At 67.9% G+C, this 25,148-nt stretch carries 18 protein-coding genes; 1 reads left to right on the top strand and 17 read right to left on the bottom strand.

Annotated elements, in window-relative coordinates:
* Positions 1–4 precede the first annotated feature (4 nt).
* From ABZW96_RS07110 to ABZW96_RS07075, 8 genes are all read right to left on the bottom strand, one after another.
* Positions 5–316, bottom strand: a complete 312-nt coding sequence (locus tag ABZW96_RS07110; RefSeq protein ID WP_355072191.1) for a hypothetical protein — start codon at positions 314–316, stop codon at positions 5–7.
* A gap of 400 nt (positions 317–716) precedes the next feature.
* Positions 717–953, bottom strand: coding sequence for a hypothetical protein (locus tag ABZW96_RS07105; protein WP_355072189.1), 237 nt, complete (start codon positions 951–953; stop codon positions 717–719).
* Between the two features lie 112 nt (positions 954–1,065).
* The gene (locus tag ABZW96_RS07100) at positions 1,066–1,374 is read right to left on the bottom strand and encodes a hypothetical protein (protein WP_355072187.1); all 309 of its coding nucleotides are present in this window, start codon (positions 1,372–1,374) and stop codon (positions 1,066–1,068) included.
* Positions 1,375–1,828: 454 nt separating this feature from the next.
* Positions 1,829–5,833: a type VII secretion protein EccCa gene (gene eccCa / locus ABZW96_RS07095; RefSeq protein ID WP_355072185.1), complete on the bottom strand. Its 4,005-nt coding sequence runs from the start codon at positions 5,831–5,833 to the stop codon at positions 1,829–1,831.
* Positions 5,830–7,386 carry a type VII secretion protein EccB gene (gene eccB, locus ABZW96_RS07090; protein ID WP_355072183.1) on the bottom strand — a complete coding sequence of 519 codons (1,557 nt, stop codon included), beginning with the start codon at positions 7,384–7,386 and terminating at the stop codon, positions 5,830–5,832. The genes eccCa and eccB overlap by 4 nt, the downstream gene beginning before the upstream one ends.
* A 103-nt stretch (positions 7,387–7,489) precedes the next feature.
* Positions 7,490–9,250 carry a type VII secretion AAA-ATPase EccA gene (eccA, locus tag ABZW96_RS07085; RefSeq protein ID WP_355072181.1) on the bottom strand — a complete coding sequence of 587 codons (1,761 nt, stop codon included), beginning with the start codon at positions 9,248–9,250 and terminating at the stop codon, positions 7,490–7,492.
* 543 nt (positions 9,251–9,793) lie between these two features.
* Positions 9,794–11,464: a hypothetical protein gene (locus tag ABZW96_RS07080; protein WP_355072179.1), complete on the bottom strand. Its 1,671-nt coding sequence runs from the start codon at positions 11,462–11,464 to the stop codon at positions 9,794–9,796.
* Positions 11,465–11,488: 24 nt separating this feature from the next.
* The gene (locus ABZW96_RS07075; protein WP_355072177.1) at positions 11,489–12,439 is read right to left on the bottom strand and encodes an NlpC/P60 family protein; all 951 of its coding nucleotides are present in this window, start codon (positions 12,437–12,439) and stop codon (positions 11,489–11,491) included.
* A 176-nt stretch (positions 12,440–12,615) separates the two neighbouring features.
* Between ABZW96_RS07075 and ABZW96_RS07070 the strand changes: the two genes are divergently transcribed.
* Complete coding sequence (locus tag ABZW96_RS07070; protein WP_355072175.1) at positions 12,616–13,734, top strand: hypothetical protein; 1,119 nt, start codon at positions 12,616–12,618, stop codon at positions 13,732–13,734.
* A gap of 450 nt (positions 13,735–14,184) precedes the next feature.
* Here ABZW96_RS07070 and ABZW96_RS07065 read toward each other — a convergent pair whose 3' ends face one another.
* The 9 genes from ABZW96_RS07065 to ABZW96_RS07025 all read right to left on the bottom strand — a co-directional run bounded on the left by ABZW96_RS07065 (position 14,185) and on the right by ABZW96_RS07025 (position 24,347).
* Positions 14,185–16,119: a type VII secretion target gene (locus tag ABZW96_RS07065; protein WP_355072173.1), complete on the bottom strand. Its 1,935-nt coding sequence runs from the start codon at positions 16,117–16,119 to the stop codon at positions 14,185–14,187.
* A 147-nt stretch (positions 16,120–16,266) separates the two neighbouring features.
* Positions 16,267–18,828, bottom strand: a complete 2,562-nt coding sequence (locus ABZW96_RS07060; RefSeq protein WP_355072171.1) for a hypothetical protein — start codon at positions 18,826–18,828, stop codon at positions 16,267–16,269.
* A 7-nt stretch (positions 18,829–18,835) separates the two neighbouring features.
* Positions 18,836–19,156 carry a hypothetical protein gene (locus tag ABZW96_RS07055; protein WP_355072169.1) on the bottom strand — a complete coding sequence of 107 codons (321 nt, stop codon included), beginning with the start codon at positions 19,154–19,156 and terminating at the stop codon, positions 18,836–18,838.
* Between the two features lie 36 nt (positions 19,157–19,192).
* Positions 19,193–19,576, bottom strand: a complete 384-nt coding sequence (locus ABZW96_RS07050) for a hypothetical protein (RefSeq protein WP_355072167.1) — start codon at positions 19,574–19,576, stop codon at positions 19,193–19,195.
* Positions 19,573–20,298, bottom strand: coding sequence for a hypothetical protein (locus ABZW96_RS07045; RefSeq protein ID WP_355072165.1), 726 nt, complete (start codon positions 20,296–20,298; stop codon positions 19,573–19,575). The genes ABZW96_RS07050 and ABZW96_RS07045 overlap by 4 nt, the downstream gene beginning before the upstream one ends.
* On the bottom strand, positions 20,298–20,633 hold the full coding sequence (locus tag ABZW96_RS07040) for a YbaB/EbfC family nucleoid-associated protein (RefSeq protein WP_355072163.1): 336 nt from the start codon (positions 20,631–20,633) through the stop codon (positions 20,298–20,300). Before ABZW96_RS07040 ends, ABZW96_RS07045 begins: the two co-directional genes overlap by 1 nt.
* Before the next feature lie 22 nt (positions 20,634–20,655).
* Positions 20,656–22,122: a PPE domain-containing protein gene (locus ABZW96_RS07035; RefSeq protein WP_355072161.1), complete on the bottom strand. Its 1,467-nt coding sequence runs from the start codon at positions 22,120–22,122 to the stop codon at positions 20,656–20,658.
* Between the two features lie 39 nt (positions 22,123–22,161).
* Positions 22,162–23,787, bottom strand: coding sequence for a hypothetical protein (locus tag ABZW96_RS07030; RefSeq protein WP_355072159.1), 1,626 nt, complete (start codon positions 23,785–23,787; stop codon positions 22,162–22,164).
* An 11-nt stretch (positions 23,788–23,798) separates the two neighbouring features.
* Positions 23,799–24,347, bottom strand: a complete 549-nt coding sequence (locus ABZW96_RS07025) for a hypothetical protein (RefSeq protein ID WP_355072157.1) — start codon at positions 24,345–24,347, stop codon at positions 23,799–23,801.
* Positions 24,348–25,148: the final 801 nt, after the last annotated feature.

Raw genomic sequence — 25,148 nt, 5'->3', positions numbered from 1 at the left:
GCGCCTAGAACGCGGCTGCTCTGCTGAGCACCTGGCCATGGCCGACGATGTCGCCGGCAGCGAAGGCGGCGCCCACTTCCGGTAGAGCGCCCGCACCATCGGTGCCAAGGGCGATTCCGTTTGCCGTGGTGGGGAAGAACAGCCCCGCCTGCTTGGCGCACGCGACGGGGATGAGCGCGCTCACGTCATCGAGACCCGGCGGGGCCGGGACAGCGGCGGGAGCGGCCGCCCCCAGCATCAGCATCAGATCCTCCGCGCTGACGCCCAGTTGCGAAGCGATAACCGGGAGATGATCCCAATCGACAGCGAGATGCATGGAAGTCTCCTAACAACCAGTACCCACTCTTGGCGAGTAGTACATCGACATCGAGCGGTGCAATCAGAACGTTAAGCTATTCCCAGAGATGGGGATTCGGCACGGAGCTCGCATTCATCCCTACCGGCCACCCCCTCGCCGCCCTCAGAAGACCCTTGAAACCCGAACGGACGCGTCACGTGACACGAGTCGTCCGCCCACCCCGCCGACCGGCATCCAGGACATGCGATCGCCCTCGACGATGTTCGCGAACGAATTCGTCGAGGGCGATTGCATTCGATTTCCGAGCGGTCGCGGCACCGGCACAACGCGAGCACCGCGATCGCATCCGATCGACCTCACGGAGCCGGCCGGTGTCGAGCCGGACGATCCGCCGGAATGGCGATCGGGACCGGCGTCGTCAGAGCCCGATCTGCGAGAACCGCATGGCCTGACCGGTGTCGACGACGCGGAACTCACCGTCGATGCCGGACACGACCTTTGTGGCCGCCTTGAGATCGGTCAGTGCCTGATTGTACTGTTCGATCAACTTCATGATGCGAACCTGCAGGGCGTAGTTCTCACTACCGGCGTCACCCTGAAAATTCTCCGCGAGCAGCTTGGCGAGCGTGTCCCGCTCGCCCGCGTCGACGGTCATGTCGCTGAGCACCTTGTCGGTCCGGATGACCAGGCCCTCAACCGCATCGTAATCATTCTTCAAAGCCATTTTTCGAAACCTTTCCCGATTGCATTCTGGCGTTAACCGCGCATCAGAAATTCATGTTGTATTTGTTGACCTGCGCCGCGTTCTCTTGGTCTTTGCTATCGAAGTTCGCGCCGGCGGAATTCAGCACGTCGACGATCTCCATGAAGGTCTGATGCAGCTTGCCACCCTTGTCGAGAGCACCCTGCATGGCCGTCTGAATGGCGTTTCCGGTTGCACCCTGAACGGCGGGCGCATACTCCATCTTGATGCCCTCGAGAATACCCAAGTGGTTCCGGAAGGTGTCGGCGTGCGTGAAGAACTTCTTGGCGGCTGCGGTGATCTCGGTCGGGTCGCCGGTGTATCCGGTTGCCATATCTATTCCTATCCTGTAAGGCGTTTACCTTGCCTCGGACGGATTCGCCGAGGACGTTGACAGCGTGTGTGTCGGAAGCGTCGATGCGCGACTCAGGCCATCGACTGCCTCGGTCACACCGATTACCGGGGCTTTCTCCAGTACCGGCACCTCCTGGGTTTCTCCGGGAACGACTGCCGCCGCCGGATCTCGGATACCCGTCGTATCGGTGACGTCCCGAGGCGGGGCGATAGCACCGTGCGGGCCGCGGCCTCCCGGCAGAACGGCGGCGCCCTCACCGACTTCCAGTGGCATCCAGAATGGGTCGGTCACGGCCTCCCGCATGCCCGGCGGGGCGATGCCGACATCCGGGAGTGCCATGATGAGACTCCAATCGAGCGTGACTACCAGCTCGGATCGAGCGGCTGCTAAGGAAAACGGTAATTTATTCCCAACCTTGGGATGGGCGCCGAAGTCACATCTGCTGGGGCACCCAGGCCACCTGGACGAGATCTCGGCGAGAAGACATGGGCTCCACAAAGATTCCACGGCCCGGCGGCTGCTTGGTGGGTCGCACATCGCCGATCAGGATGCCGTCGAGCTTCGAACCGTCCATGATCAGACCCGAGGAATTGAGGTTCTTCATCTGACCGATCACGTTGTCGTACAACGCCGTGTCCGCTTGGGCGATATTGCGCGCCGCGACGACGTGCAAGCCGGTGTCGCGACCGTCGACGATGATGTCCTTCAACGGTTCCAGCGGATTCATCCCGCCACGCTGCACCACCATGTGGTAGTCGTCGATCACGACGAATACCTCGGGCCCGGACCACCAGGAGCGCTCCGCGAGCTGCCTGGTCGTCACGTTGTCCGGTGGGCGCCGCGAGCGCATCTTCTCCACCAGCGCCGGCAGCGCCTCCCGCACATCCCGCTCGCTGGTCACATGCCCGATGAGCATCTCCTGCGGCACCGTCTCCAAATGCCTGCGCCGATAGTCGATCAGCAACACGCGCGCCTGTGACGGGTCGTACTGGCGTTTGATGGATTCCAGCAGCGCGGCCAGGGTGGTCGATTTCCCCGATCCGGTCGAGCCGAGCACGATGAAATGGGTCGACACACCGAAATCGATCGTCGCCGGGCTCAGATCGGATTCCCGGACGCCGAACGGTACGACAAGACGCTGCGCGAGCGTTTGCGGCACCGGCCATCCGGCCCGCACCTCATCGATGCCCACCTGTGGCGGCAGCAATTTCACCTGCGGCGCACGCCTTCCCGGGTAGCGCTGCGTGATCTCGGCGGCCGCGGCGGCGAGGCCTTCGGCGGCCGAATTCGGATCGCCCACACCATCGATGCGAGGCAACGCCGTGAGCATGTGCAGACCGTCGGTCGAGATGCAGCGGCCCGGTCGATTGGCGGGGATCGCCGCGACGACATTGCGGTGGGTGTTGAAGGTCGTGTCGGCCAGGTCACCCAGCCGCATCTCGACGCGTGTCTGCATCAGGTCCTTGATCGCGGGACGAATCGCGATCCAGCGCGAACTGCTGACCACCAGGTGGATGCCGTAGTTCAAGCCCTGCAGGGCGATGGACTCCATCACCGGGGTGTATTCGTCGTAGTACGGGCCGTTCGTACCGAATCCGACATCCCATCCATCGATGACCAGGAAGACGTCACCGTAGGGATCGCGGTCGTGCCACGGCGGCCTGCCCCCGCCGTCCCGCAGCGTGCGGAACTTTCGGATCGAATCGATACCGAACTCGGTGAACATCGACTGCCTGCTCTCGAGCAGGTTCGTCACCAACGCGATCGTGCGGCGGATGCGATCGCCGTCCCTGGCCGCGGCGACCGATCCCACGTGCGGAAGGTTCGTCAGCGCCGCCAAGCCGCCACCGGAGAAGTCCAGGCAGTAGAACTGCACCTGTTCCGGGGTGTGGGTCAGCGCGGCGGACATGATGAACGTCTGCAGCGCGGTCGATTTGCCCGCCTGCGTGCCGCCGACGATGGCCATGTGCCCACCCGCGCCCGACATGTCGACCCACCAGACGTCCTGACGCTGCTGCCGAGGCTTGTCGACCAGCGCCAACGGCATCTGCAAGACGCCTTGCGGCACGGCGCGGATCATCCGATCGAGAGTCGGCGGCGTGCCCAGCGGCGGCAGCCACATCTTGTGCGCGGGCTGGCCGTGCCGAGCCAACTGCTGCAACACCGCTTCCATCACCGTGATCGACTCGCCGTCGGCCGTTTCCGGCGCATCTTGGACCACCACCGGCTCGACCACCGCGGGCCTGGTGTCGGCGATATGGCCGGCGATGAAGCGCTGCGGCGGCCGGTACCCGCCACCGGGCCGTCGCGCGCGCTGCGCGGAGGACGCGGACACCTGCGCGGGGGCCGAGTACTTCTCGCCCACGTACGCGGCCTGGAAACGCTGGAGGTCACCCGAGCCGACCCGCAGATACCCCGAACCGGGCTTCTTCGGCAGGTGGTAGGCATCCGCGGTGCCGATCGCGTCGCGCGAGTCGCTGGTCTGGTTGGTACGCAACGCCACTCGGTAGGAAAGGTGGGCTTCCAACTCGCCCATCCGGTTGGCGGGCACCTTCTGTGAGGCGAGCAGCAGGTGGATGCGCAATGATCGGCCGAGCCTGCCGATGGCCACGAAGAGTTTCGAGAAGTTCGGATGCTGCTCGAGCAGCTCGGCGAACTCGTCGAGAATGATCAGCAGCGTCGGCAGCGGTCGCAGGTCCGCGCCCTGCTCCCGGGCACGTTCGTAATCGGCGACGCTGGCGAAATTGCCCGCGTCACGCAGAATCCGCTGCCGACGCGCCATTTCACCGTTGATGACGTCTTCCATACGGGTGACGAGGTCGGCTTCTTCCTCCATGTTCGTCACGATGGCCGTCACATGCGACAGCCGGTCGAAACCGAGGAAGGTCGCGCCACCTTTGAAGTCGACGAGCAGCAGGTTCAGGACATCCGGCGAATGTGTCGCCACCGCCGAGAGCACCAGAGTGCGCAGGAATTCCGACTTACCCGATCCGGTCGCGCCGATGCACATGCCGTGCGGGCCCATGCCTTCCTCGGCCGATTCCTTGATGTCGAGATAGACGACACCACCGGCCGGGTCATGGCCGAACGGAATGTTCAGCCGTGCCCGGTCCTGATCGCGACGCCGGATCCACGCTTGCTCGACCCGGATGACGCCCGGGTCGTCGATGCCGACCATCTCCTCCCAGGATGTACCACCGCTGGCCTGCTCGGCGGCCACCGCCTCCACCACCGTGGACAACCGGTACGGCGAAAGGTTGCGCGCCATGGCCGTGATCGCCGCCGTGGACAGCGAATCGGCCACACCCACGCGACGCAGCCCGCGCGGGGTCACCTCGTTCAGCGACCGGTCCTCGGTGACGGTGAAGCGCAACGCCCTCGGCAGATTCTGCTCCGCGGGACCCAATCGCAGCCAGGTGCAGCCGTCGATGCCGGAGATGTCGCGGTCGCTGGCAGGGCCCTCGACGTCCACGATGAGCAGGAAGTGGGTGCGATCCAGGGTGGGCTGCGAATTCGCCGAGAACGGACCGCGGTTGAGTCCGGCGAGCACCTTGGTGCGCAACTCGGCCACGGTGCGGTAGACCATGCGGCTCGAGCCGATCGCGTCGTTGTCGCTCGGATGCTGTGCGTGCGGCAGCCACTTCAGCCAGGACCACTCCGGCGCGTCCGGATCGGACAGCACCGCGGCGACCGCCACCTGGTCCGGCCCGTGCAGCACCGCCACCTCGCCGATCATCGCGCGGACCAACCCGGCCACGAGCTCCGGATCGCCGTCGATGCCGACTTGCGGCGCCGACAGCAGATTGATCGCGACCGGCATGCCGCCGACCGTGGAATAGGCCTTGGCGAATCGAGTCAGCTCGACGACGCCGACCGGGTCCAGATCCGACGTGGGCGCGGCTTCCGGGACGATCACGCGCACTTGGTTGGCGATGCGTCCGCGGCCCACCCGCACGCGCAGGAACTGCGGACTGGCGACCTGCACCTCCCACATCCGCTTGCCCCCGATCAGCCGGGCGATCTCATCGGGACCCGGATGGGTGTAGCGCAGGTAGGCGTGGAGTTCGGCTTCCGCCGCGTGCACCGTCTTGCGGTTGTCGGTGATGCTGCGCAGGTAGTCCTTGCGTTCCTCGTTCAGGCTCGCCGCGCCGCCGGAGTTGCCCCCGAGCGCGCCGCCCATCATGCCGAACATCGACACCAGCATCATGGCCGGGAACATCAGCATCATCGGGTTCACGGCTCCGCCCCCGCGGAACATCATGACCATCATCCCGCACATGGCCGCCACCATGACCACGGGCATGATCATCCGCAGTCGCGACGGCGGAACCGGCTTGGGCAGCTCGGTCGGCGGTTGCAGCCGCAACTCGGTCACGGCGGGCGCTTTGGGACCGCGCACCATGCGGGCGGGCCGGACGAATCGGCGAGTGCTGGTCACTGCGTACCCCCGAGCCCGGCGACGACATTGTTGTTCGGGATTCCGTCGTGTTGGATGCGAGCTTCCTTCTGGGATAGAGCGGGACCAACCGCGAACAGCGAGATGATGCTCCACGGCGCGGGGACCGGAGCTCGTAGCGCGAGCGCGAGCAAGGTGGGGTCGGTGCCGCCGGCGCTGTTCGGTTCGGTGATGATGCCGTAGCGCACCCCGCTGTCGGAGACCCAGTAGAGCGATTCACGCAGTGGCGATCCCGGTTCGGTACCGGTCACCTGTACGAATCGCCCGGTGTCCCTCGGCAGGTACGCCGCATCCGCGGTGGTGCCGCGCGAAGCGGAGGATGTCACCAGGTCGACCGCGCGGCCCTGCTCGTCCTGCGTGAGCGGCAACTGCCTGCCCACCAGTAGTTCGGTGATCGCGTTCGGATCGCTCCCGGAGCGCGACCAGTGCAGGCACGTGACGCCGGAACGTTCCGGGTCGACCAGGCGAACGGGACGGGTCGGGTAGGTCGCGGTGCCCGGCCACTGTCCAGGGCGCAGATTCGCCGCGATCACGTTGGGTCCCACGGTGCGAGTGGTCACCGAGCCTTGGGCGTCCGCATTGCGGACCATCGCCGCCAGCACCGAACTGACCCGCACCAGCCCGGACTGGGAGACGAGGTAGTACGAGACGCCTTGATCCGGTGTCGACACGGTGAGCACCGACCCGACCGGCGTGGTGAATCCGTTGTTGAGCGAGATGGTCTCGCCCTTGCCCGGCACGTCGGGGACCCGCAGCGGCGGTGCTTCGGGAATCGCGTTGACCAAGCCCTTGGAGGCCGCCATCACCGGAGCGGTCGAGTCGATGCCGAGCGCCATGGCCACCGCGGTGTTCGCGAGGTCGATCGCGGCGCGCACCACGCCTTTCTCGGCATCCGCGTACACCAGCCAGGTCGTGGTGTCGTCGCGCAGCAGGCGGGCCTCGCCGTCACCCAGCGGGCGGTTGGCGTCGCCGTCGATGGCGAGCGGGCCGCCGATCGCCGTCGTTCGCACCGCGGACCGGCTGACGGTCGGCAGGCCGGTCGCCGGGTTCACCGGCGCGGCCGCACCGGTGCGCGTCGTATCGCACACCGTCCACGAGGAATCCTTCTCGTTGCTGTCGACGATGCTGCCGGGTGCACCGGGAATGCCGACCCATGGTCCACGCGGGTATTTCGACAACTCGTCCCGGGACACCTGCACCGGATTGTCGGGAGAGCCGACGATCAGCCGGGCCGAGGTGAGATTGAGCGCCGGGAACAGCCGGTTGTTGACGCGTACGAACAGCGCCCCGGTGTCCTTCTCGGCGACGATCTTGGAGTCCCCCACCTTTTTGGCGGGCTTGAAGAACGCCAGCACGGCGCTGCCTGCGATGAGCACGCACGCGAGCGCGATGCCGATGGTCAGCGCGGTCGAGCGGCCGCGCTGCGGGTCATCGATCATCGACGCGTCGCGACGGACCAGCGCGTGCTCGATCCGGCGCAGCAGGAAACGCCAGCCGGAAATCTGGTGTTTGGTCACAACCCGGAAGCGCGCCACCGGTTCTCGTTCCTTCCGCCGCCCTCACCAAACCGTAACCAGCGGTCACAGCATGAATACGACCGCTATACCCAGCATTGGGGATAGCGGATCAGCGGACGCCTCACACCCGCGTGCTCGGCGCCAAGCCCTCCAGCGCCGCGGTGACGTCGAACGCGTCGATCGTCATGAGCTCCTCGTCGGTCATCGCGGCGATATCGGCGTTCTCTCTGGTGAAGCGATAATCACGCTCGGCTTCGGCGGCCTCGACCACATTGCGCACGAAACGGCCGTTACCGGCCAGATCGATCAGCCGCCTGCCGTTCTTGGTCTGTCCCGCCAGCTCCTCACACCTCAGGCGCAGCACCTCGCGAGCCTGCTCGGACAGGATCGAATCCTTCTTCCGCGCGATGTGTTCGGCGATCTGCACCAGTTCGTCGGCGTCGTAACTGGCGAAGCGGATCCGCTTGGTGAAACGAGAGGCAAGGCCGTCGTTCGAGGCCAGGAACCGGTCGATCTGGTCCTCGTAGCCCGCGATGATCACGACGAGCTTGTCGCGATCGTTCTCCATGCGAGCCAGCAGCGTGTCGACCGCCTCCTTGCCGAACGCGTCCCCGCCGGAAAGACCTTCCTGGATAAGGGTGTACGCCTCGTCGATGAACAGCACCCCGCCGAGCGCCGAGTCGATCAGCGCGTTGGTCTTGGGTGCCGTGTGGCCCAGGTGGGTGCCGACCATGTCGTTGCGGGAGACCTCGATGACCTCGGCGTTCTCCACGACACCCAGGCCGGCGAAGATCTTGGCGATCACCCGGGCGATGGTCGTCTTACCGGTACCGGGCGGGCCGGAGAAGATCAGGTGCTGCGACTTCGAATCCACGGCGAGTCCACGCTTGGCGCGCACCTGATCCATCAGCACGCCGGACTTGAGCCGGTCGACCTGCTCCTTGACCGAATCCATGCCGATCTGCGCTTGCAGCAGGTCGGAGGCCTCCGCGAGGAGACTCTCCCGTTCCGCGCGCGCTGCGCTGGCGGCCGCTTCGCGCGGGTCGTCGCCCGTCTTGGGATCCCACCTGTTCGTCCTGGACGCGATGAGTTCCGCGGTGGCGACCTCGAATCGGTACGACTTGTCGCGCACCGCGCGCTGCCATTCCTCGCGGTCCGGCCAGAGGGCCGAGCCCTGCAGCCCTTTGAGGACCTTGTCGGCGGCGTCGTGATCTCCGTTGTGCCGCATCAGCATGCCGAGCAGGAAGTGCGCGTCGGCCCAGATGTAGGACAGGCTACCGGAGGAGCTGTCCTCCACGATTCGCTGCGCGCGCGGCATGGCTTCACCGAAGCGGCCCAGGTGCGCCAGCGACTGCGCGGTCATCAGCTCGGCGGCGATGTCCAGCAGGCCGTCCTCCAGCACCGGCCGCGCGTTGCGCAACGTGAGCACCTCCGGCCACTGCTTCGTCCGGAAGTACAGCGACATGCGCACGAAGTCGGACACGTCGTCGCGCGGGACCTCGTCGAGGATCGCCGCGGCTTCCTGCCATTCACCGCCTTCGGCATACGAGCACGCCTGCGCGATGGCGATCTGATCGCGATCGGCCATCGCGACGCGCAGGCCGTACATGCCGATCTCGACCTGGCACCACAGGGCGCGATCGACCAGACCCGCCCGCTGCTGGTCGCGGTAGAGGTTGTGCACCGAGCGGTAGGCCCCGTAGATCACCTCCGAGGTGACCTCCCCGGCCATGGCACGCCCGAGCCAGGCATCGCACATGTCCGGGTCGAGATCGGTAGCGGCCCGAAACGCCGCCGCCGCGTGCTGGTCGTTGCGCACGCCACCCGCGACCAACCCAAGATTCTGAACACCCGTGTAGAACGCGTCCTCGGCCGCTGACACTCGGACTTCCCTTCCGCCGATCAAGCCTGCTCGAACGATAGATTCCGGGGATCACGCCCAGGACTCGGTTTCTTCCCAACATTGGGAAGTCGAGACGGAGACGACGCCGCTTCCGCGACATGCCAATTTTGAACGTGCCGTCAGTTAACGGTATGTTTACCTCGGGGTCGGCAATCATCCGCCTGCAGATGGCCCCTTCGGCGGCGGCTGGCCAGCCGCGATCCGGTCCACCCAGCCGCCGCGCAGCAGGTCGCACGCTTGATTCGAAATTCTTGCCGCTATTTAGGTGCACACTATTGAACGTTCCGACAGAAGAGGGTACTGTCTGAACACAGATCGTCAGTCCCTCATCCTGACGATCTGAACCCAAAAGCAACGGCCGGTGGCACCGGCAGGCCACCGGCCGTTGCGAGGGGAACGACACCCTGTGCGGTAGCGCGGTTCGTCTACGTCTACCATTCCCGCCACCTCCACTCAGCAACCCATTCCCGCGCCTGGGAATGGGTTTTCTTGTCGGAAGCCTGTATTCGCCCGATCGCCCCGTCAGGCGCGCGAAGGCGGCGAGTCCGTGCGATCGGATGCCGGAGCCGTCGCCCGCGCCGGCGCGGGCGCGGGCATCGCGTCGGCGAGGTCGGCGCTGTTCGCTTCGGAGCCCTTCTCCCGGACCAACCGCAGTGGCGGCCGCGTGGCCGGAGCGTGCACCACGGCCGGGACATCCCGGGTACGACGGGTTTTGGTCCACGGAGTGACCGCGGGCTTGCGCACTTTGGGCGTGGCCTTCGCCGGACGTTCGGATTTCGGCGGCGCGGGGTCCGGCGCGCCCGGCCCCGGCACGGCTCGGCCCCAAGGCGTGGACGCCGCACCTGGACTCTGCCGTGCGAGGGGCGCAGCTCCCAGCGAATCACCCGAGACGGAGCCCGCGACTGCGTTCTCTGCGAGCACATGGTCGGCGGGTCCGCCCGCTTCGGTGGCCCAGCCGGACCGGCCAGCGTCGGGCTCGACCGCCGGTCGCCCCCCGACCTCGGGCGCCGCTTCGCGGGCAGCCACCGGCCCGGCATCCGCTCCCGCCTGCGCGGACATCGCGGAAGGGCTTTCGACTCCTGCCGGTCGGTCCGCCGCGTCCATGCCCACACCGCTCGGTGCGGCCCCCACTGGCGCAGTCTTGTTCGCGAACTCCCGGGCCGACTCGAAAGATTCCGACCCAGCCGGCGAGAAAGATCGCTCGCCGGTCGGGACCGGCGTCTCTGTGCCACCTTGGGATACGTTTCGATCGACCGGCCGTTCCGCGGCGCCGATCGCCTCCGAGGCGTCGCGCGGCGCGACCGGGACGCGCGCGTCGTCTCCGAGTCCGTGGAGACCGGTGGTCGCCGCCGATACGTTCTGGCCGAAGCGCGACTGCGGCTGTTCGCCGTGCTGGAACGGGATTCCCCGCTCCGTCGCGGCGGGACCACGCCGAGCGCCCGCATCCCCCTCGGTGGGCTGCGCCGCGTCGGCGAACGGTGTCGATGTCGTGAAATCGAGCGTCGAGACGTTCTCGGCGAATGTCGCCGCGTGCCGCATGATGTCGTCGGCGTGATCGTCGAGCACCTTTGCGAAGTGCTGCACCGCGTCGGGATCGATGCGCAGCGGCGCCGGTCTGCCCGACGACGGGACGTCGAGCGCGTCGCGGGTCGCGTCGTAGACGATCCCCTTGACCATGTCGTCGATGGCCTGTTCGAGCGGTTCGATCGCCTTGCCGATGACTTCGGCGACGATATAGCCGATCAGGTACTGCGCCATCTGCTCACACAGCTTGCGCGCCGCCGCGGCGATCAGCGGCGCGGAAGGCGCCAGCGGCGGCGTGATCATCATCGAGGCATAGGTGGCGGCCAGGGCGGCGAGTTCGGCCAGCACGGCGACCTTCACCGCGGTGATCACCGTCGCCGCGACGTCGAGGGCCTGACCGACGATCTTGCACGCGCTGTCGAGTCGCCGCATGTGGGTCGCGCTCATGCCCGCCCAGGTGGCGACCAGTTGCTGATAGGAATCACCCGAGTAGAAGGCGCCCATCTCGTCGATCACGCCGGTCGCCGAGTCGTGCGTGTCCCGCACCTGTGCGGCGAAGGTCCGCACATGCCCGGCGAGAGCACGGACGTCGTCCTCGTTGATATCCGGGTAGGGGATGCCGCAGATGTTCAGGAACAGCGCGACCTCGCTGGGGATGTTTATGGCCACGCGATCCTCCCCATGGTCACCGCGTCACAGCACCCGCACGACGACGGAGTTGCTGTCCATCCGTGACCACTTCACCGTCGAACCCGTGTAGGGCGCCTCGATGACCATGCCGTTGCCCGCGGCCAGCTGCACGTGCTCCGGCCCTCTGGCGCTGAAGGAGCTGCCGGGAAACACCAGGTCACCGGGGCGCACGTCCTCGGCGCGCTCCAGCCGGATCCCACTGTAGATCTGCTCGTAGGTGGTGCGGGGCAGCACCACTTCGCCATTGCTCGCCTGGGCGATCGCGTATTGCGTGAGACCCGAGCAGTCGAATCCGCCGCCGCTCGGACCGCCCGCGCCGCCACCGCCCCACACGTAGGGGGTCCCGAGCCATTGGCTGGCGGCCAGTACCGCGTTGCCGCCCCTGGTTCCGTCAGAGCGCACGGCGCCCTTGGGGCGCAGCCGGGACGAGGAGCTGGACCTGGAACGCGTCCGTCGCCGCCTGCGCGGCGACGGACCGTGCCTGGTCTGCCGGGTCGCCGGCGTGGCGGGCGGCATGATCTGCGCGGCCTGCTGCCGTGCGGCGGCGACATCGGCGTCGACCTGCTTGGTGGCATTCGAGATGGTGGTCTGTGCGGCATCCAGCAGCGCGGGCCCGCTGAAGCGAGTGTCGCCCACCGAAGCGATGGCCTGTATCCGGCTCTGGAAATCCGCGATGTGGTTGTTCAGGCGGCCGCGACCGTTGACCGTTCCGTCACCGGACTCGCCCACGGCCTTGCCGACGATGCTGTCCTTGCTCGCATGGGATTCCGCGATCGACATCTGCATGCCGTGCGCCTCGCCGTACCGCAGCGCCACCGCTCCGGACTGGGGACGCAGATCGGCGGCGAGAGCTTGGGTCGTGGTCGCCGCCTGGCCGGCGGGCTGGCCGTCGCCGTACAGCGCAAGCAGCGATCGGAGCACTCCGTCCAGGTCGTTCGTCAGTGCCGGTGCCATTCGACCGACTCGCCATCGCTCATCACCGACCGCCTCTCACACTCTCCAGCTATTGTGTCGCCCGAACCGAATCGGTCGTATTCCCATTCGTGGGTGGGTAATCGAACTATGCGCCACTTCCCATAATCGGGAAGCCGAGACAATGGGTGTGACTTCTGGAAGGCGGTGGCGACGGTATGGCGACAACGGCGGCGGAGACCAAAGCCAAAAAAGCATCGGCGCTCGCGTCCACCCCTCTGGCCAGCGTGGCCTCCGAGGTCAAACATTTTTGGTTGGTCGACCTGCATTGCCCGCCCGGGGCCTCGGAAGGGCTGCGCGCCTACATCGCGATGGCGGACACCGCCATTCAAACCGCCGTAGACCTGCTCGGGCGCGGCATGACCACTCCCCCGCCGAAAGTCGCCGACCTGCTCGAGCCCGCCTTCTACAAGGCGCTCGGCAAAGGGGAAGCGGACGACGAGTACCGCAAGACGATCGACAAGGTAGAGGCCAGGCAACTGCAATTGCTGCAGATGGACGACAAGGTCGTCAAGACCTCCGTCACTGTGGCCGCCGAGCAAGTGCAGGCGCTGCGGTCCATCAAAACCATCGTGGCCGACCTCAACACCAAGCTGAAGGCCGCGGGAACCGCCAAACTGAAGCCCGCTCAAGAGCTTCCGTTGCTCAAGGCGGTCGCCGCCGCCGTGGAGGCGGTGTACGACAAGGTCACCGTGATCGCCGACCTCAACGAGGATATGGCCAACGGCAGCGGCAACGGCAACGGCAACTCGAAAGGCGGCGGCCAGAACAGCGGTGGCGGCACGGCCGGTGGTACCAGCGGCGGCGGTGACGGTGGCCTCTCCTCGCTGCTGCCGATGCTCGCGATGCTGCCGATGGCAGCTATGCCGCTGGTCTCCCAGATACCTGAGATGCTGCACAAGGCCGAAGAGGACAAGGCGAAGAAGGCCGAGGAGAACCAGAACAACGGCGCGCCGGGTAAGCCGGGGCAGGCGCCGCCGCCCGGCAATCAAGGCCAGCCCGCGGCCGCGCCGCCGCAGGGCGATCCGAATGCCCAACCCGCCGCCGCGCAGCCGGAAACCGCACAGCCCGGCGGCATCACCGCGGCGCCTGCTGCCAATACCGCGCCGCCCGCCGAGCAGGATGGAGCGCCTGCCGCTACCCCGTCACCCAGCGTGATCCCGGCTCGGCGGACCAGAGACGGGTCCGCGCCCGCCCGGACGGGCAGCGAGACCGCCCAGGACGCGGAGGCCGAGGGCGAACCGACTCCGGAAGAAAGTCCCGTCATCGAGGCGTAGCCGCGTCGAGCCGCCTTTCGGAAGGCGTTCGAACATCTCGAGTCCGTCGGCGGGTTCGGCATGCGCCGGTTCCGGCTCCCGTGTTCGCGGCGTGCATTGATCACCCAGTCGGCTTTCCTGTGGCCCACACAGCGCCTCGGGCTGGTTGACCGCAGTGCGGCGGTCGTACTACACCGCGAGAAGCGGGATTCCGGTTCCGGACGGCTACTGGCAGTGCCGCTGCGTACGAGAGCGCACATCGTGTGCACGGTCACCGATGCCGATTCGGCAGCGCGGATGGAGCGGCGATCCGCACGGGCGTCACCACGTTGCCATCCGGCTGCCGGTATGGCCGGACTCCACGGAAGGACCCTCAGCGACAGACGTACCGACGCCCGGCTCGTGGCGCGGCGGGATCGCACCCACCGCGCCACGCCCGGACCAATGAATCGACCTACGCTCGCGGAGCTTTCACGACTGCTCCGGAGGCGCCACCGGCGGCGGGGTCGAAGGCGGGGCCACGACGGTTGGCGGCGGCCCTCCGGCGACCGCGGGTGCGGTGACCGCCGGTGCGGTGACCGAAGGAACCACTGTGGGCGGGGCGACACGCTCGGGCTGCACGGCGGTGGAGACCGGCGCCGGTGTCGAGACGAACTGTGGATGCAGCGTGACCTGTTCGTGGGCGTAGACGGCATCGCGCAGGGTCTGCCTGCTCGTCTCGTTCGCCAGCAGCAGCACCAATTCGTTGCAGCGCCGCTCGAAAACCATGCTGCGCAGCGGGGATGCCCCGGCGTCCAGCCGAAGCTGCCCGATCTCCACCCGGCCCACGTCGACCCGCTGCCCCAGCATCGAGGCCGCCAGCAGATCGTCGGCATCCCGCAGTTCGTCCCACAGCTCGCGCGGCACCGGCCTCCCGGCTTGCAGCTCGGCGAGAATTCGCTCCCGAACCCGGCGCGAAGTCGCGGCTTCCACGGGCGCCGGTCCGGAGCGTCCGACCTGCCCGTGGGCGTCGGCCGCCAGTTCCACGCACCGCGATCGCACCTGCGCATCGGGCACCGACGAGACTTGTTCCAGGCCGGAGATCGAACCGGCGAGGCCGAGGCGGTCGGCCGTATCCGGGGTGAACTCGCGCAAGTCGACGTCATAGGACGGAGCGACGAGCCCCTCCATCGCCGCTTCACCGAAGCGGTTGCGCAACCCCGGATCGATCGGACCGGAGGACACGAGGGCGGACAGACTTGCGTTCGCCTTCGCACCCCAGGCCAACCCAAACTCCGCCAGGACCCGGGCCGGATCGGTGACTCCTTCCCACGGCGATCCGGCGCCGTCGTCGGCGGCGAGCAACTCGTCCCAGTTCCACGGCGTGGAAACCTCACGCGGCAGGAACAATCCGGCGGGCAACCACCCACGTCCTTCGTTCGACGTGATGAAGACACCCGTTCCACCGGGACCCCGCATCACCGAGACGGCCCAGGCCATGCCCACCGGGGAGTCCACCGCGGCGAGCACGCTGCCGAGCAGCGTCCTGGCCAGCACGAGATCGTCGTTCACCTGGCTGCCAACCACGTACGCGGGTTCGGCCTCCTTGTCCTTCGCCGAGGCGACGGCGGCCGCGAACGGGCTCCCCACCTGCACCGGCATGGGCGGCAGATCGGACCGGCCCGTCGCGCCGGTGGGCGGTTGCGTAGCGCCTCGATCGTCCGGGGCTCCGTTGAGCGGGCCGACCCCGGCGGGCGGCATGCCCGCGGTCGAGGGCGCTGTCACGCCGGTGCTCGACGGGCCACCGGGTGTAGTCGTTCCCGTCGCGTTCGGCGTGCCGGTGCCGTTGGCGCTCACCGGGTCCGTCGACGCGGCGGTCGCGCCGGGCACGCCCGCTCCGGCCGGGGACGCCTCGCCGGGTTTGCCCTGCGAAGTGCCGAGCGGGTCGGTCTGAGTGCCGTCGGGGGCGGCCGAATCCCGACCGGCGGAACCGGGACCGGCCGTCACGGGGTCGGCCTCGGGCGATACACCGGGCGTCGACACGGACGGCGTCGTGGGGCGGTCCGTACCGAACGGAGCGGCGGAGCTTCCCGGCACCGGGGACGGCTGATCGGTGAGGCCGGCCACCTGCCGGATGTGCTGGGCGAACTCGTCGTCGGATTGCTCGTAGGCGTCCGCGGACGCACGCAACGATGCGGCGGTGCGATCGTGTTCGCTGGCCAGCGCCTCGCCCGCGCGCTGCCGTGCGTCGTAGTATCGCTCCAGCGCTTCATAGACCGGGTAGGCGATCTTGCCATAGGTGGGCAGGAAGCTCGCGAGCCAATCCACCGGCGGCTTGGCCCATTCCCTGGTATCGGCGGCCACCCGACTGTGTTGGTCGGCCAGCTGACGCAAAACCGCAGGGTCGATTTCCATGCTGTTCGGCATGCTCGATCAGATCCTTTCCCACCACACGTCCCCCTATTGTCGATCCTTCCCATGAGTGGGGAGTACGCAGCCGTCACTCGTTCCGGCACTTGCGCAGTGACGTTGGGCGGCAACGCTTTTCGACGATCGAAGGTATCCAGCTACTGATCAGCGGCCTGGCCCCGCGGTGATGGTCGGGCGGCGAGGCGCAGCCGCGGCGGGCGCGGGAGCCGGTGCAATGAAGGCCGGATGACCCACGATCTGCGTGTGCGCGTATATCGCGTCGCGCAGAACCTGTCGTGTCGCCGCCTCCGCCAGCAGCAGCACGAGTTCGTCGCAACGCCGTTCGAAGACCATGGCCCGCAGGCCGCTCATCTCCGACGCGTATCGGCCGTCGGCTCGGTCGGCGCGCAACTCACCCAACGCGACCCGCGAGACATCGGCGCGCCGCGACAACATCGTCGCCGTGAGCAGATCGTCGGCATCCCGGAGCTCCTCCCACCACTCCTGCCGCACTTCGCGGCGCTGCCGCAGCGCGCCGAGGATCCGTTCGCGTGCCGCGGGCGCTCCCAGCGCGGCCGGGGAACCCAGGCCGGCGCCGTAGACCCGAACGTGTGCGTCGGAGGCCAGCTCCCAGCAGCGCAGCCCGATCTCCGACTCCGGCGTGGCCGCGGCGCGCTGCACCAGCGCCGGGGCCGCGACGAGTTCGAGGCGGTCGACCAGACTGGGCCGCGGCGCGCTGAAGTCCATCGCCGACGAGGCGGCCACTTCCCCTTCGATCGGCACCTCGCCCAACTGCCGTCGCAGTTCGGCGTCGACCTCTTCGGAGGAGACGACGGCGGTCAACCGCGCACCGGACTTGCGCCCCCAGGCGATCCCGAACTCCGCCAGCACGCGCGCGGGATCCGCGACGCCCTCCCACGCGCTCTCGGCTACCTCCCACACCCACGGCGTGGACATCTCACGCGGCAGGTACAGCCCGGCGGGTATCCAGCCGCGCCCCTCGTTCGAGGTGACGAACGCGGTGATCCCGCTCTGGTGGCGCATCACCGAAACCGCCCACCCGAGGCCGAGGACCGCCTCGCCGCCCGCGGCAAGGACGCCCGCGAGCAGTGTGCGGGCCAGCACCAGGTCTCCGTCCACTCGTGCGCCCAGGACGAACGCGGGGGCCGCCGCCGAGGTCATGGCAGCGCCGACGACATTGCGCATCGAATCGTCGCTGTCGTCCGCCTCGTCCTTGCCCGCGTCCGCGCGCTGCTCGGTCCGCTCGGGCGGCTGTGTCTTCCCCACCGCGCCCGCACCGGGGGGCGGTCCCGCGCTCACCGCCGTGACCTTGGGCGCGGCGGCCGGTCCGCGCGATTCGCCGGGTGGAGCCGTGGTCTGCTTCGCCTGCACTTGCGGCGGACCCGAGCCGGCCGGTGCCGCTGGAGCGGAGACCGCCGGTCCGGACGGGCCGCTGGAGACTCCCGAGGCGGCCGGTGCCGATGCTGCCAGGGAACCCGGCGTCACCACGGGTGGCGGAAGGACCAATGGCGGCGCCGCCGACGCCGCCGGGCCGCCCGCGGACACAGCGACATCGCCGGTCTGGTCGGGTGCGGCGGCGTCGTGCGTTTCCGCCGCCGAAACGGTGGTGGAGCGGTCGTGGGTCCCGGATTCGGCCTCGTCGACCGAGACATCCGAACCCCTTCCGTGCGGATCGTGCGCGTCCGAGCCGGGCGCATCGTGGTCGCCGCCGTCCGCCAGCACTTCCCGATCCGAAGTCATGGGCTCGGTGTCCGTGAGCTGTCCGCGAGGCGGGCCGCCCGCGGCGGTCAGGCCGGGTCCGCCGTCGGATGCCCCGCCGGGCGTATGACCGACGGGGACGGCCGTCGTTCCCCCGGGCGGATACTGGCCGGGCACCGGGTCCGTGACCGGAGATTCGGTCGAAGTGTCCTGGGTGGTGCGAGGATCCGGCTGCCTGCCGACCTCGTCTCCGGGCGCCGACGGGTCCACGGTAGCCACGACCGGCTGCTCGTCCGCGTTCTCCGGGAACACCACAACGGGCGTATCGTCCTTCGGCCGATCGGTCCGGGGGGATCCGTTGTGCCGTGGATCGCCGGAGTGGTCGGTCGCGGGCCGGTGCTGTCCCCGGTCGCCTGCACGGTGGTCGCCGCCGCTGTGGTCGTCCGCGTTGCGATGGCCCGGGTCCCAGGGGCCCGGCTGCCCCAGCGCGTCGGCGATCAAGCCCAAACTGGGCAGCCCCTGGGGGCTGATCGAGCTGAGCGCCGCCCGGACGACATCCTCCACGTCTTCCCGTGCGGCGGCAATCATTCCGGGAATCCGGCTACGGATGGCCTGGGCGTCGGATTCGTCGTCTTCCGCCGCGGCCGCGCGCTTGGTCGCGTTGACCCTCGCCGTGGCCTCCTCGACGATGTCGAGGATCTTGTTGCGGGTCCGATACACCAGGTCGGAGAAGTCCCGGAAGGTGTCCGCCGCGGCCTCCAGCGCGTCGGCGAACGCCTGCGGGTTCATCCGCTGGCGCGCCATGTCGTCCTTGACCGGTTGCAGACCGGCACTGGAGCGGACCCGTTCGTCGAAGTCACGCCGTCTGCGGTCGGCGTCGAGCAGGTCCAACGCCCCCGCGCCGTCCCGCGCGAGGCGTTCCAGCGCACTCCAGTCCCCCGGCGAGATCGCCGGCCAGTTGTCGCCGACGATGGCGTCCCAGTACGGACTGTCGCGCTCCGGTTCCATCAGCGAGTCAGACGAACTCGGTACGGCTGCGCACCGCGGCGGCGCCCGCGCGATCGGCGTCACCATGGGTGTACGACACTTGGGCGGTGACCGCTGTCGTCGCGTCCACACGACGGCCGTTGGCGCGCACCGCACGCTCGAACGTGGTCTTGATCCACTGTGTGTGCGCAACCAGTCGCCGATCGATCTCCGATTCGGGACGCCTCGGCGCGACGAAACCACTACTGATCTGCTGAACTTGGCCGCCGACCGTGGTGATCGCGGTGTGGAACTTCTGCGCGGCGGCGACGACCTCGTGCGGATCGTCGGTATCGAATTTGTCGGTCATGTCGCTGTCCTGTCTCGCCGTTGCGGCGGTCGGCACTCAGGTGTCGCGTCGGAACTCGGCTTCCTCCATAGCGCGATAAGACGCCTCGGTCGGAAGGTCGAACGAATCGATCGTGTAGGAGCGGGTGCCCTTGTACTCCATCTCCGCCCGCAGCCCGACGCGCGACTTCGCGTGCGCCAGCCGCGCCAGCTTGACGATCTGCGAGGCCAACCACTCGTCGCCGTTCTCGCGGGCGTCATCGGTGATGTACAAGCCGATGATCTCGCCGTCCCGGTCGCATCCGACGCCGACGGTGTGGTCGGGGTTGAACACCTCGTAGGTCATCTTCCGCCAGTCCGGTGCGGCGGCTTCCCGCTCGTCGAGATCATCGACATCGTCGACGTCGTAGTCGTCCATGTGGATCGAATGTATGTCGGTCATCGGCTGCTCTCCGAGAATCGTTCACCGGGCTGCGGATTGATCAAGTAGTCGGCGTCGTCGGTCATCGACTCCAGGCGCGCGGCCAGCGCGGACCAGGCGGCGTCCTCGATGCGCATGACTTGGCGCATCTGCCAGAACCGGGCCCCGAGATACAACTCGCCGGTGCCGTCCGGGGCCACGTCGAGATGGTCGGGACCTTCGGTGGCCGGGTTCAACGTCACCGCCGTCACCGGCGGACGGGTGTCGTCGACGTTCACCAGCGTCGCGCCGCCGCCGGGAATGAAACTCTGCCGCAGCCTGGCACTGCTGCCGATCGCGACGTCGGCGCTGTTGGTGGTGACGGTGACCTCCGGATTCAACAGCAGTTGCAGGACCCACGATCGGGCCGTCTGCTCGGGACGGTCGGCGTTGATCGCGATCGTCAAGGTCGCGGCCAGGTCGATCACCAGGACCGCGTCGGTAGTTGTGACACCGGCGACCACCAGACGGCGGGCCGTTCCCGTCGGATACGGCAGGTCGTCGGCAGCCAGGGACACCACGTCCGCGCCGACACCGCCACCTGTGGCGGGATGCGCGGAGACGGTTCCGGTGGCGACATCGATCGTGTAGGCGACGATTAGGTCCGAGATGCCGTCCGCTACCCCGGCGAGCCGGACCAGCCCCTCGTCGTGCAGCCACCGCACCGTATCCGCGACGGTGACCTCTGGTGCGGGTTCGGTCATCAGGCCTGCCCGGAAGCGGTGGTGACCGGCTCGTCTGCGTCGATGGGGCGCTCCATCACGCTCTGGTACTGCCGCGCCGCGTCGGCGGTGCTCTCCCGGATCGCGGCCATGATCTCGGTGACCAGTTCGGGGCAGGTGAGCCGGTCGGCCGTGCCCGGCGCGAGGTAGAGATCGGTCAGCCTGCCCATCGCGTCGACCTCCGGGATGACCGCGCCGCCGGGCGAGGGCCTGCGGGCGCGAATGTTGTCGATCTTCTCCCGCATCTCGGCGATCCGGTGCCGCAGATCCCGGGCGGCGTCCAAGGCCGCCTGCACGTCCGGGTGGATGGAACTCACGACGCCACCTCGCTGCGCTCACTCATGCGTTACCTCCGGGTTGGGAAGGGGTTTGGTTGCTCGGCGCCGGCGTCGGCGGAGTCACGGTCGGGGCAATGGTCGGCCGTTCCCCGATCACCGCTTCGGTGTGCGGTGTGTCGTCCACGTACATCAAGCGGTCGGGGTGCCACGCCACGACGCGGTTTCGGTCGTTGTTGCCACCCGAGTTGCCCATGCCGGGCGCCATCGGCATGTACGGCATCATCGGCGATCCACCGCGCGCGGCGGCAGCGGTGGCCGCCGACGACGTACCGAGAGGTTCGATCACCGGTGTGCGCGGCATGCCCGAACCCAGGCTGGCCGCGGCGGCCACCGGCAAGGCGCTCGCCGTAACGGTTTCCGCTTCGACATCCGGGATGCCGAGGCCGGGACTGCCGACGGGCATCCCGCTCGGGCTGCCCGTACCGAGCCCGCTGGGGATGCCGAGGTCGTCGTAACCGTAGTCGTCGAGGCCGTAGTCGTCGTAGGCGTCCGAGGTATCCGACTGTCCGAGTTGACTCAACGGCGTGCCGGCCGAGGCCATCGCGCTCATCAGGGCGGGCAGCATCTGGGTCAACGCGCTGCTGTCGCCGCTGCCGCTGCCCTTTCCGGCGCTTTCGCTGGTTCCCTCGCTCGCGCCCACCTTCGAGCCGACCTCGGTGGAGTAGCCGGTGATCGTCTCCGCCGAACGCGCGTTCTGCTCGTTGAACTTCGCCAGGGCGGCCTGGATGCCGAGCTCGTTCTTGGAGCGCATCGCCGCGATGAGCTCCTTGCGCGCGGCGATGATCTCCTCCGGCGTGGGGTGTTTGGCTTTCGCGGTCCGGAACGCGTCGCTGTAGGTGTCGATTCCGTCGGCCAGCATCCCGAGGCCGAGGCCGAGCTGGTCCAGCCACCCCCGGCGCTGGCCGAGCTCCGCGGCGGCCGCGGAGCCGACCGGTTCCCAGTTCTGCATCGACTTCGCCGCCGAGGTCACGCCCTCGATCGCCGCGAGATGCGGACCGCCGGCGAATTTACGCAGCGCGTCCGCGAATCCCTTCGCCGCACCGGGCCCGGGGCCCGAGTGCAACTGCTGAGCGAAAGTCAACGGGTCGACCGCTCCGCCCGCGGCGGGGAACCGCAGACCCGGCGGGCGCCGTTGGCCGATCTCCTGTACTTCGCCGACTGGATTGGCGAGCAACTCACCGCCGCTGCCGTTGATCCTGCGAGCGCCGTCGTCGTCGGCCGCGGTGTAATCGGCGGCGGCCGCGCCGATGTTGTACGCGGTCCGCTGGATATCGGTGAGGACACCCGCCATTCCGTTGAACAACGAGGCGGCCTGCGCGTTGAGTTGCGGTACCGCCGCGGCGGAAATCGGGTCAGCGCCCGCGGGCACGACCCACCCCCCGGGCATCGCCGCACCGGTATCGCGCGCCATCGCGGCGAGTTTCGACGCCGCAGCGACAAGTTCCTGCGGATCCACCTTCAGCGCCATCGCGACCTCCTCTCCTCATCTGCCGCACTGCTCGCGCGATCAGCCCGCGGGTGCCGCGGCAACCGGCATTGCCGCGGCCGCGGACTGATCGGCCGAGCCCGGCGTACCCGAGGGCGCGCCCCCGTCCGCCGGCGCGGTCACTTCGATGCCGCTCGGATGCGCGAAGCCCTCGAAAGTGTTCGTTTCCGAGGCGATCTCGGGCATCTTCGGGTCGAAAGGCTTCAGCTCGCCCTTGACGATGACCTCCAATGTGCCACCTTGATCGGCGGGGAACACAACGAGGACCGCGGTCGAGTTCGTCCATGTGGCGACGTCGCCGGTCATCAGCTCGAAGTCACCCACACGTTTGCCGATCTGCTTCTTGTCCGACCACTTCGCCGGCGTCTTCTCGTATGCCTTCTGCGCGGAGGTGTCCGCGTGGTTGCCGAACGCCGCGTCGAGGACCTGGGCGACCATAGCGGACACCTTCTGCGTACGTCCGTCGGGGAAGGTGTAGGTCACGCTGCCGTCCGCATCCGGAGTTCGTCCGGGCGCGACCGTCGGCTGGGTGGATGTCGTGCCGGTGGGCGCCCCGCTGTGCTGCGTCGCCGGGGCCGTCGTGGACGGCTGCGCGACCGCGGGCTGGGCCGTGACCGGCGGTGCGACCGGCGGCGGAGCCACCGCATCGAGCTCGTCGTCGTAGCGGCTCGGATCCAGATCCCTGCGACGGCTGTTCAAGTCCTGGTCGGCCATGTTCCGCATCATCGCCTGCTGCATCATCATCGGCAGCATGGAACTCATCAGGTCCATGCCGGAGCCCATCGGCGAACTGACGGGGGTCTGCGGCACACTCGGCGTGGTGGGTGTCGTCACGCCCGGCGTAGTGGTCCCGGTCGGGTCCAGGCTGCTCGGCGTCTGACCGGTCGAGCCGGGGCTGCCGGGGGTGTCCAGATCGGGCAACGTCGTGCTGGGAGTGGTCGGGTCGTCGAGGCCGTCCAGGCCGGGGGGAAAGGTACTGTTGTCCACGGCCGGGGGGGTCGTCGGGTCGTTGACACCGGGGGTCGTCGGCCAGTTCGATGTGTCGACGGGAGGCGGAGTGCCTGCCGGGTTGTTCGCCGCCGCCTCCAGCTTCTTTATCTGATCTTGCAGTTCCTTGATCATCTTGGTCTGATCATCGATGTCCTTGGCCACGCCGCTCTGCCCCTGCCTGACGGTATCGATCTCGGTGGCAAGGGAATCGTTGGCGGTCGTCACCCAGGTCAAGATATAACTGTCGATTTGTATGCCCTGGGGTGGCGTGGTAGGCGCCATCGCCACGACCTTCTCGTCGATTACCTTGTTGGTCGCTTGCTGCCCCGCCTCGGACCATTTTCCGGATTCGCGTATCGAGTTCACCAATTCGGTGACGTTGCCGTTCAGGTCGCTGTACGACCGCTTCAGTTGCACCGCCACTTCCGCGTAGTTCGTAAAACTGCCGATATTCGCAGGGGCGACCTGTGGCACATCCGGAGCTTTGGGTGGATCACTCTTCGAATCTTTTCCGAGGCTCTTCCAGATCCCGTCGAAGTTTTGATACAGGCTCTTGAAGCAGGAATCGGTGAAGACCGAGAAGACCCATTCGGCCGGATAATTGCCCTCCTGGATCTTCTTCCGGTCGGGCATCAACATCGGGTGCATGTCCGTCATGGAACCGCCCCTCAGCTAGTGCTGAATGTCGTTGACGCATTGAGTGGCTTGGTCGGCAGCATCGCCGGATATGACTGCCCTTGTCCCGGAGCCGAGCCCGGCCCCCCTTGATGCCCGACGCCCGAAATCCCGGCAGTCACGCTGGCGCCGGTCAACCAACCGCGGGCCGCATTCAAGGACACGCCTCGTCCAGTCCACGCGGCTCCGATATTCGCAGCCGGGTTACGGATGGCAGGGTTGAATGCGCCTGTAGCCGCCCGTGCGAGCAGATTTCGTCCCCCCGCGTTCGCCATGGCCCGCATGGCCCCACCGGCCCCGCCTCCGAGCAATGACAAGGCGCCGGTTTCGACGCCGTTATCCAAGGACTCGCCCCAGCTTTTGTGTTCGACAGTCTTGTCCCAGAGCGTCTCGGCGACGAAGCCGCTCAGAGCACTGGCCGCCGCAACGCCGATCGCCGTGCCGACACCCGGGATGACCGACCCGAGCGCACCACCGGCAAAGGTGATACCAGTGGTGACCGCGAACTTACCGATAGACGACCATGAAACACCGAAGGGCATGGGATCACCTCGAGATGCTAGGCGGAGCGCCGGTGCACGGCGGCTTGCTGGTCTTCACGTGCGTCCATCGCGGCCGACCCGACCTGGGTCAGAGGCTCGCAAGGCTCGTGCCTCACCACGGCAAAGTCCGCCTTTCGATCGAACTCCCCATCGTCGACCGGAGCGGCGTACGCGGTGATCGACCATGAGTGAGACCTACTTTCGACGTCTTCATTGTCGAGGCTTCCCAACTACGGGAAGCAGCGCGCTGGCAGAACCGGGAGGCCGGTCCGAATCCGTCTACACTGACATGCGCGAATTGTCCAGGCTGCCAGATGAGTTCACAGCGACTTGTGAGGATGGGTTGGATGAACGTCTGCGACCCACCGCTCGAACCTATCGTTCGGGCATCCTCCACCTGCCGATGGCACCGACAACCGGGGGACGATCATGACCTCTGCTGAAATCTGGCCCGCCGGGGTCGAGGTGGCAGCGCAAGAGCCGGAGACGGCGGAAGATCAGCAGACCGGCCCGGCGACGCCATGGTCGAGTCGGCCGGATCAGCAGCGGTCACGGCCGGGCACGGCCGTACCGGGACAACCGAGCGTTTTTCCTCCGCCGGGGCAAGCTGGCGCTCCGGCACCCGGCCGATCCGCTAGCGCCGGACAACCGAATGTGTCCAACTCGCCGGGTGTTTCGGGTCCGTCTGTGCCGGGTGGGTTGGGTGTGCCTGGTCAGGCGGGTGTGCCTGGTCAGGGTGTGCCTGGGCAGCCGGGTGGGGTGGTGGCTCCGCGGGTGGAGTCGGCGCCGGGGCGTGGTGGG

Source organism: Nocardia sp. NPDC004168 (genome assembly GCF_040610355.1).
GTDB classification, from domain to species: Bacteria; Actinomycetota; Actinomycetes; order Mycobacteriales; family Mycobacteriaceae; genus Nocardia; species Nocardia sichangensis.
This window is presented reverse-complemented; position numbering and strand designations above follow the sequence as displayed.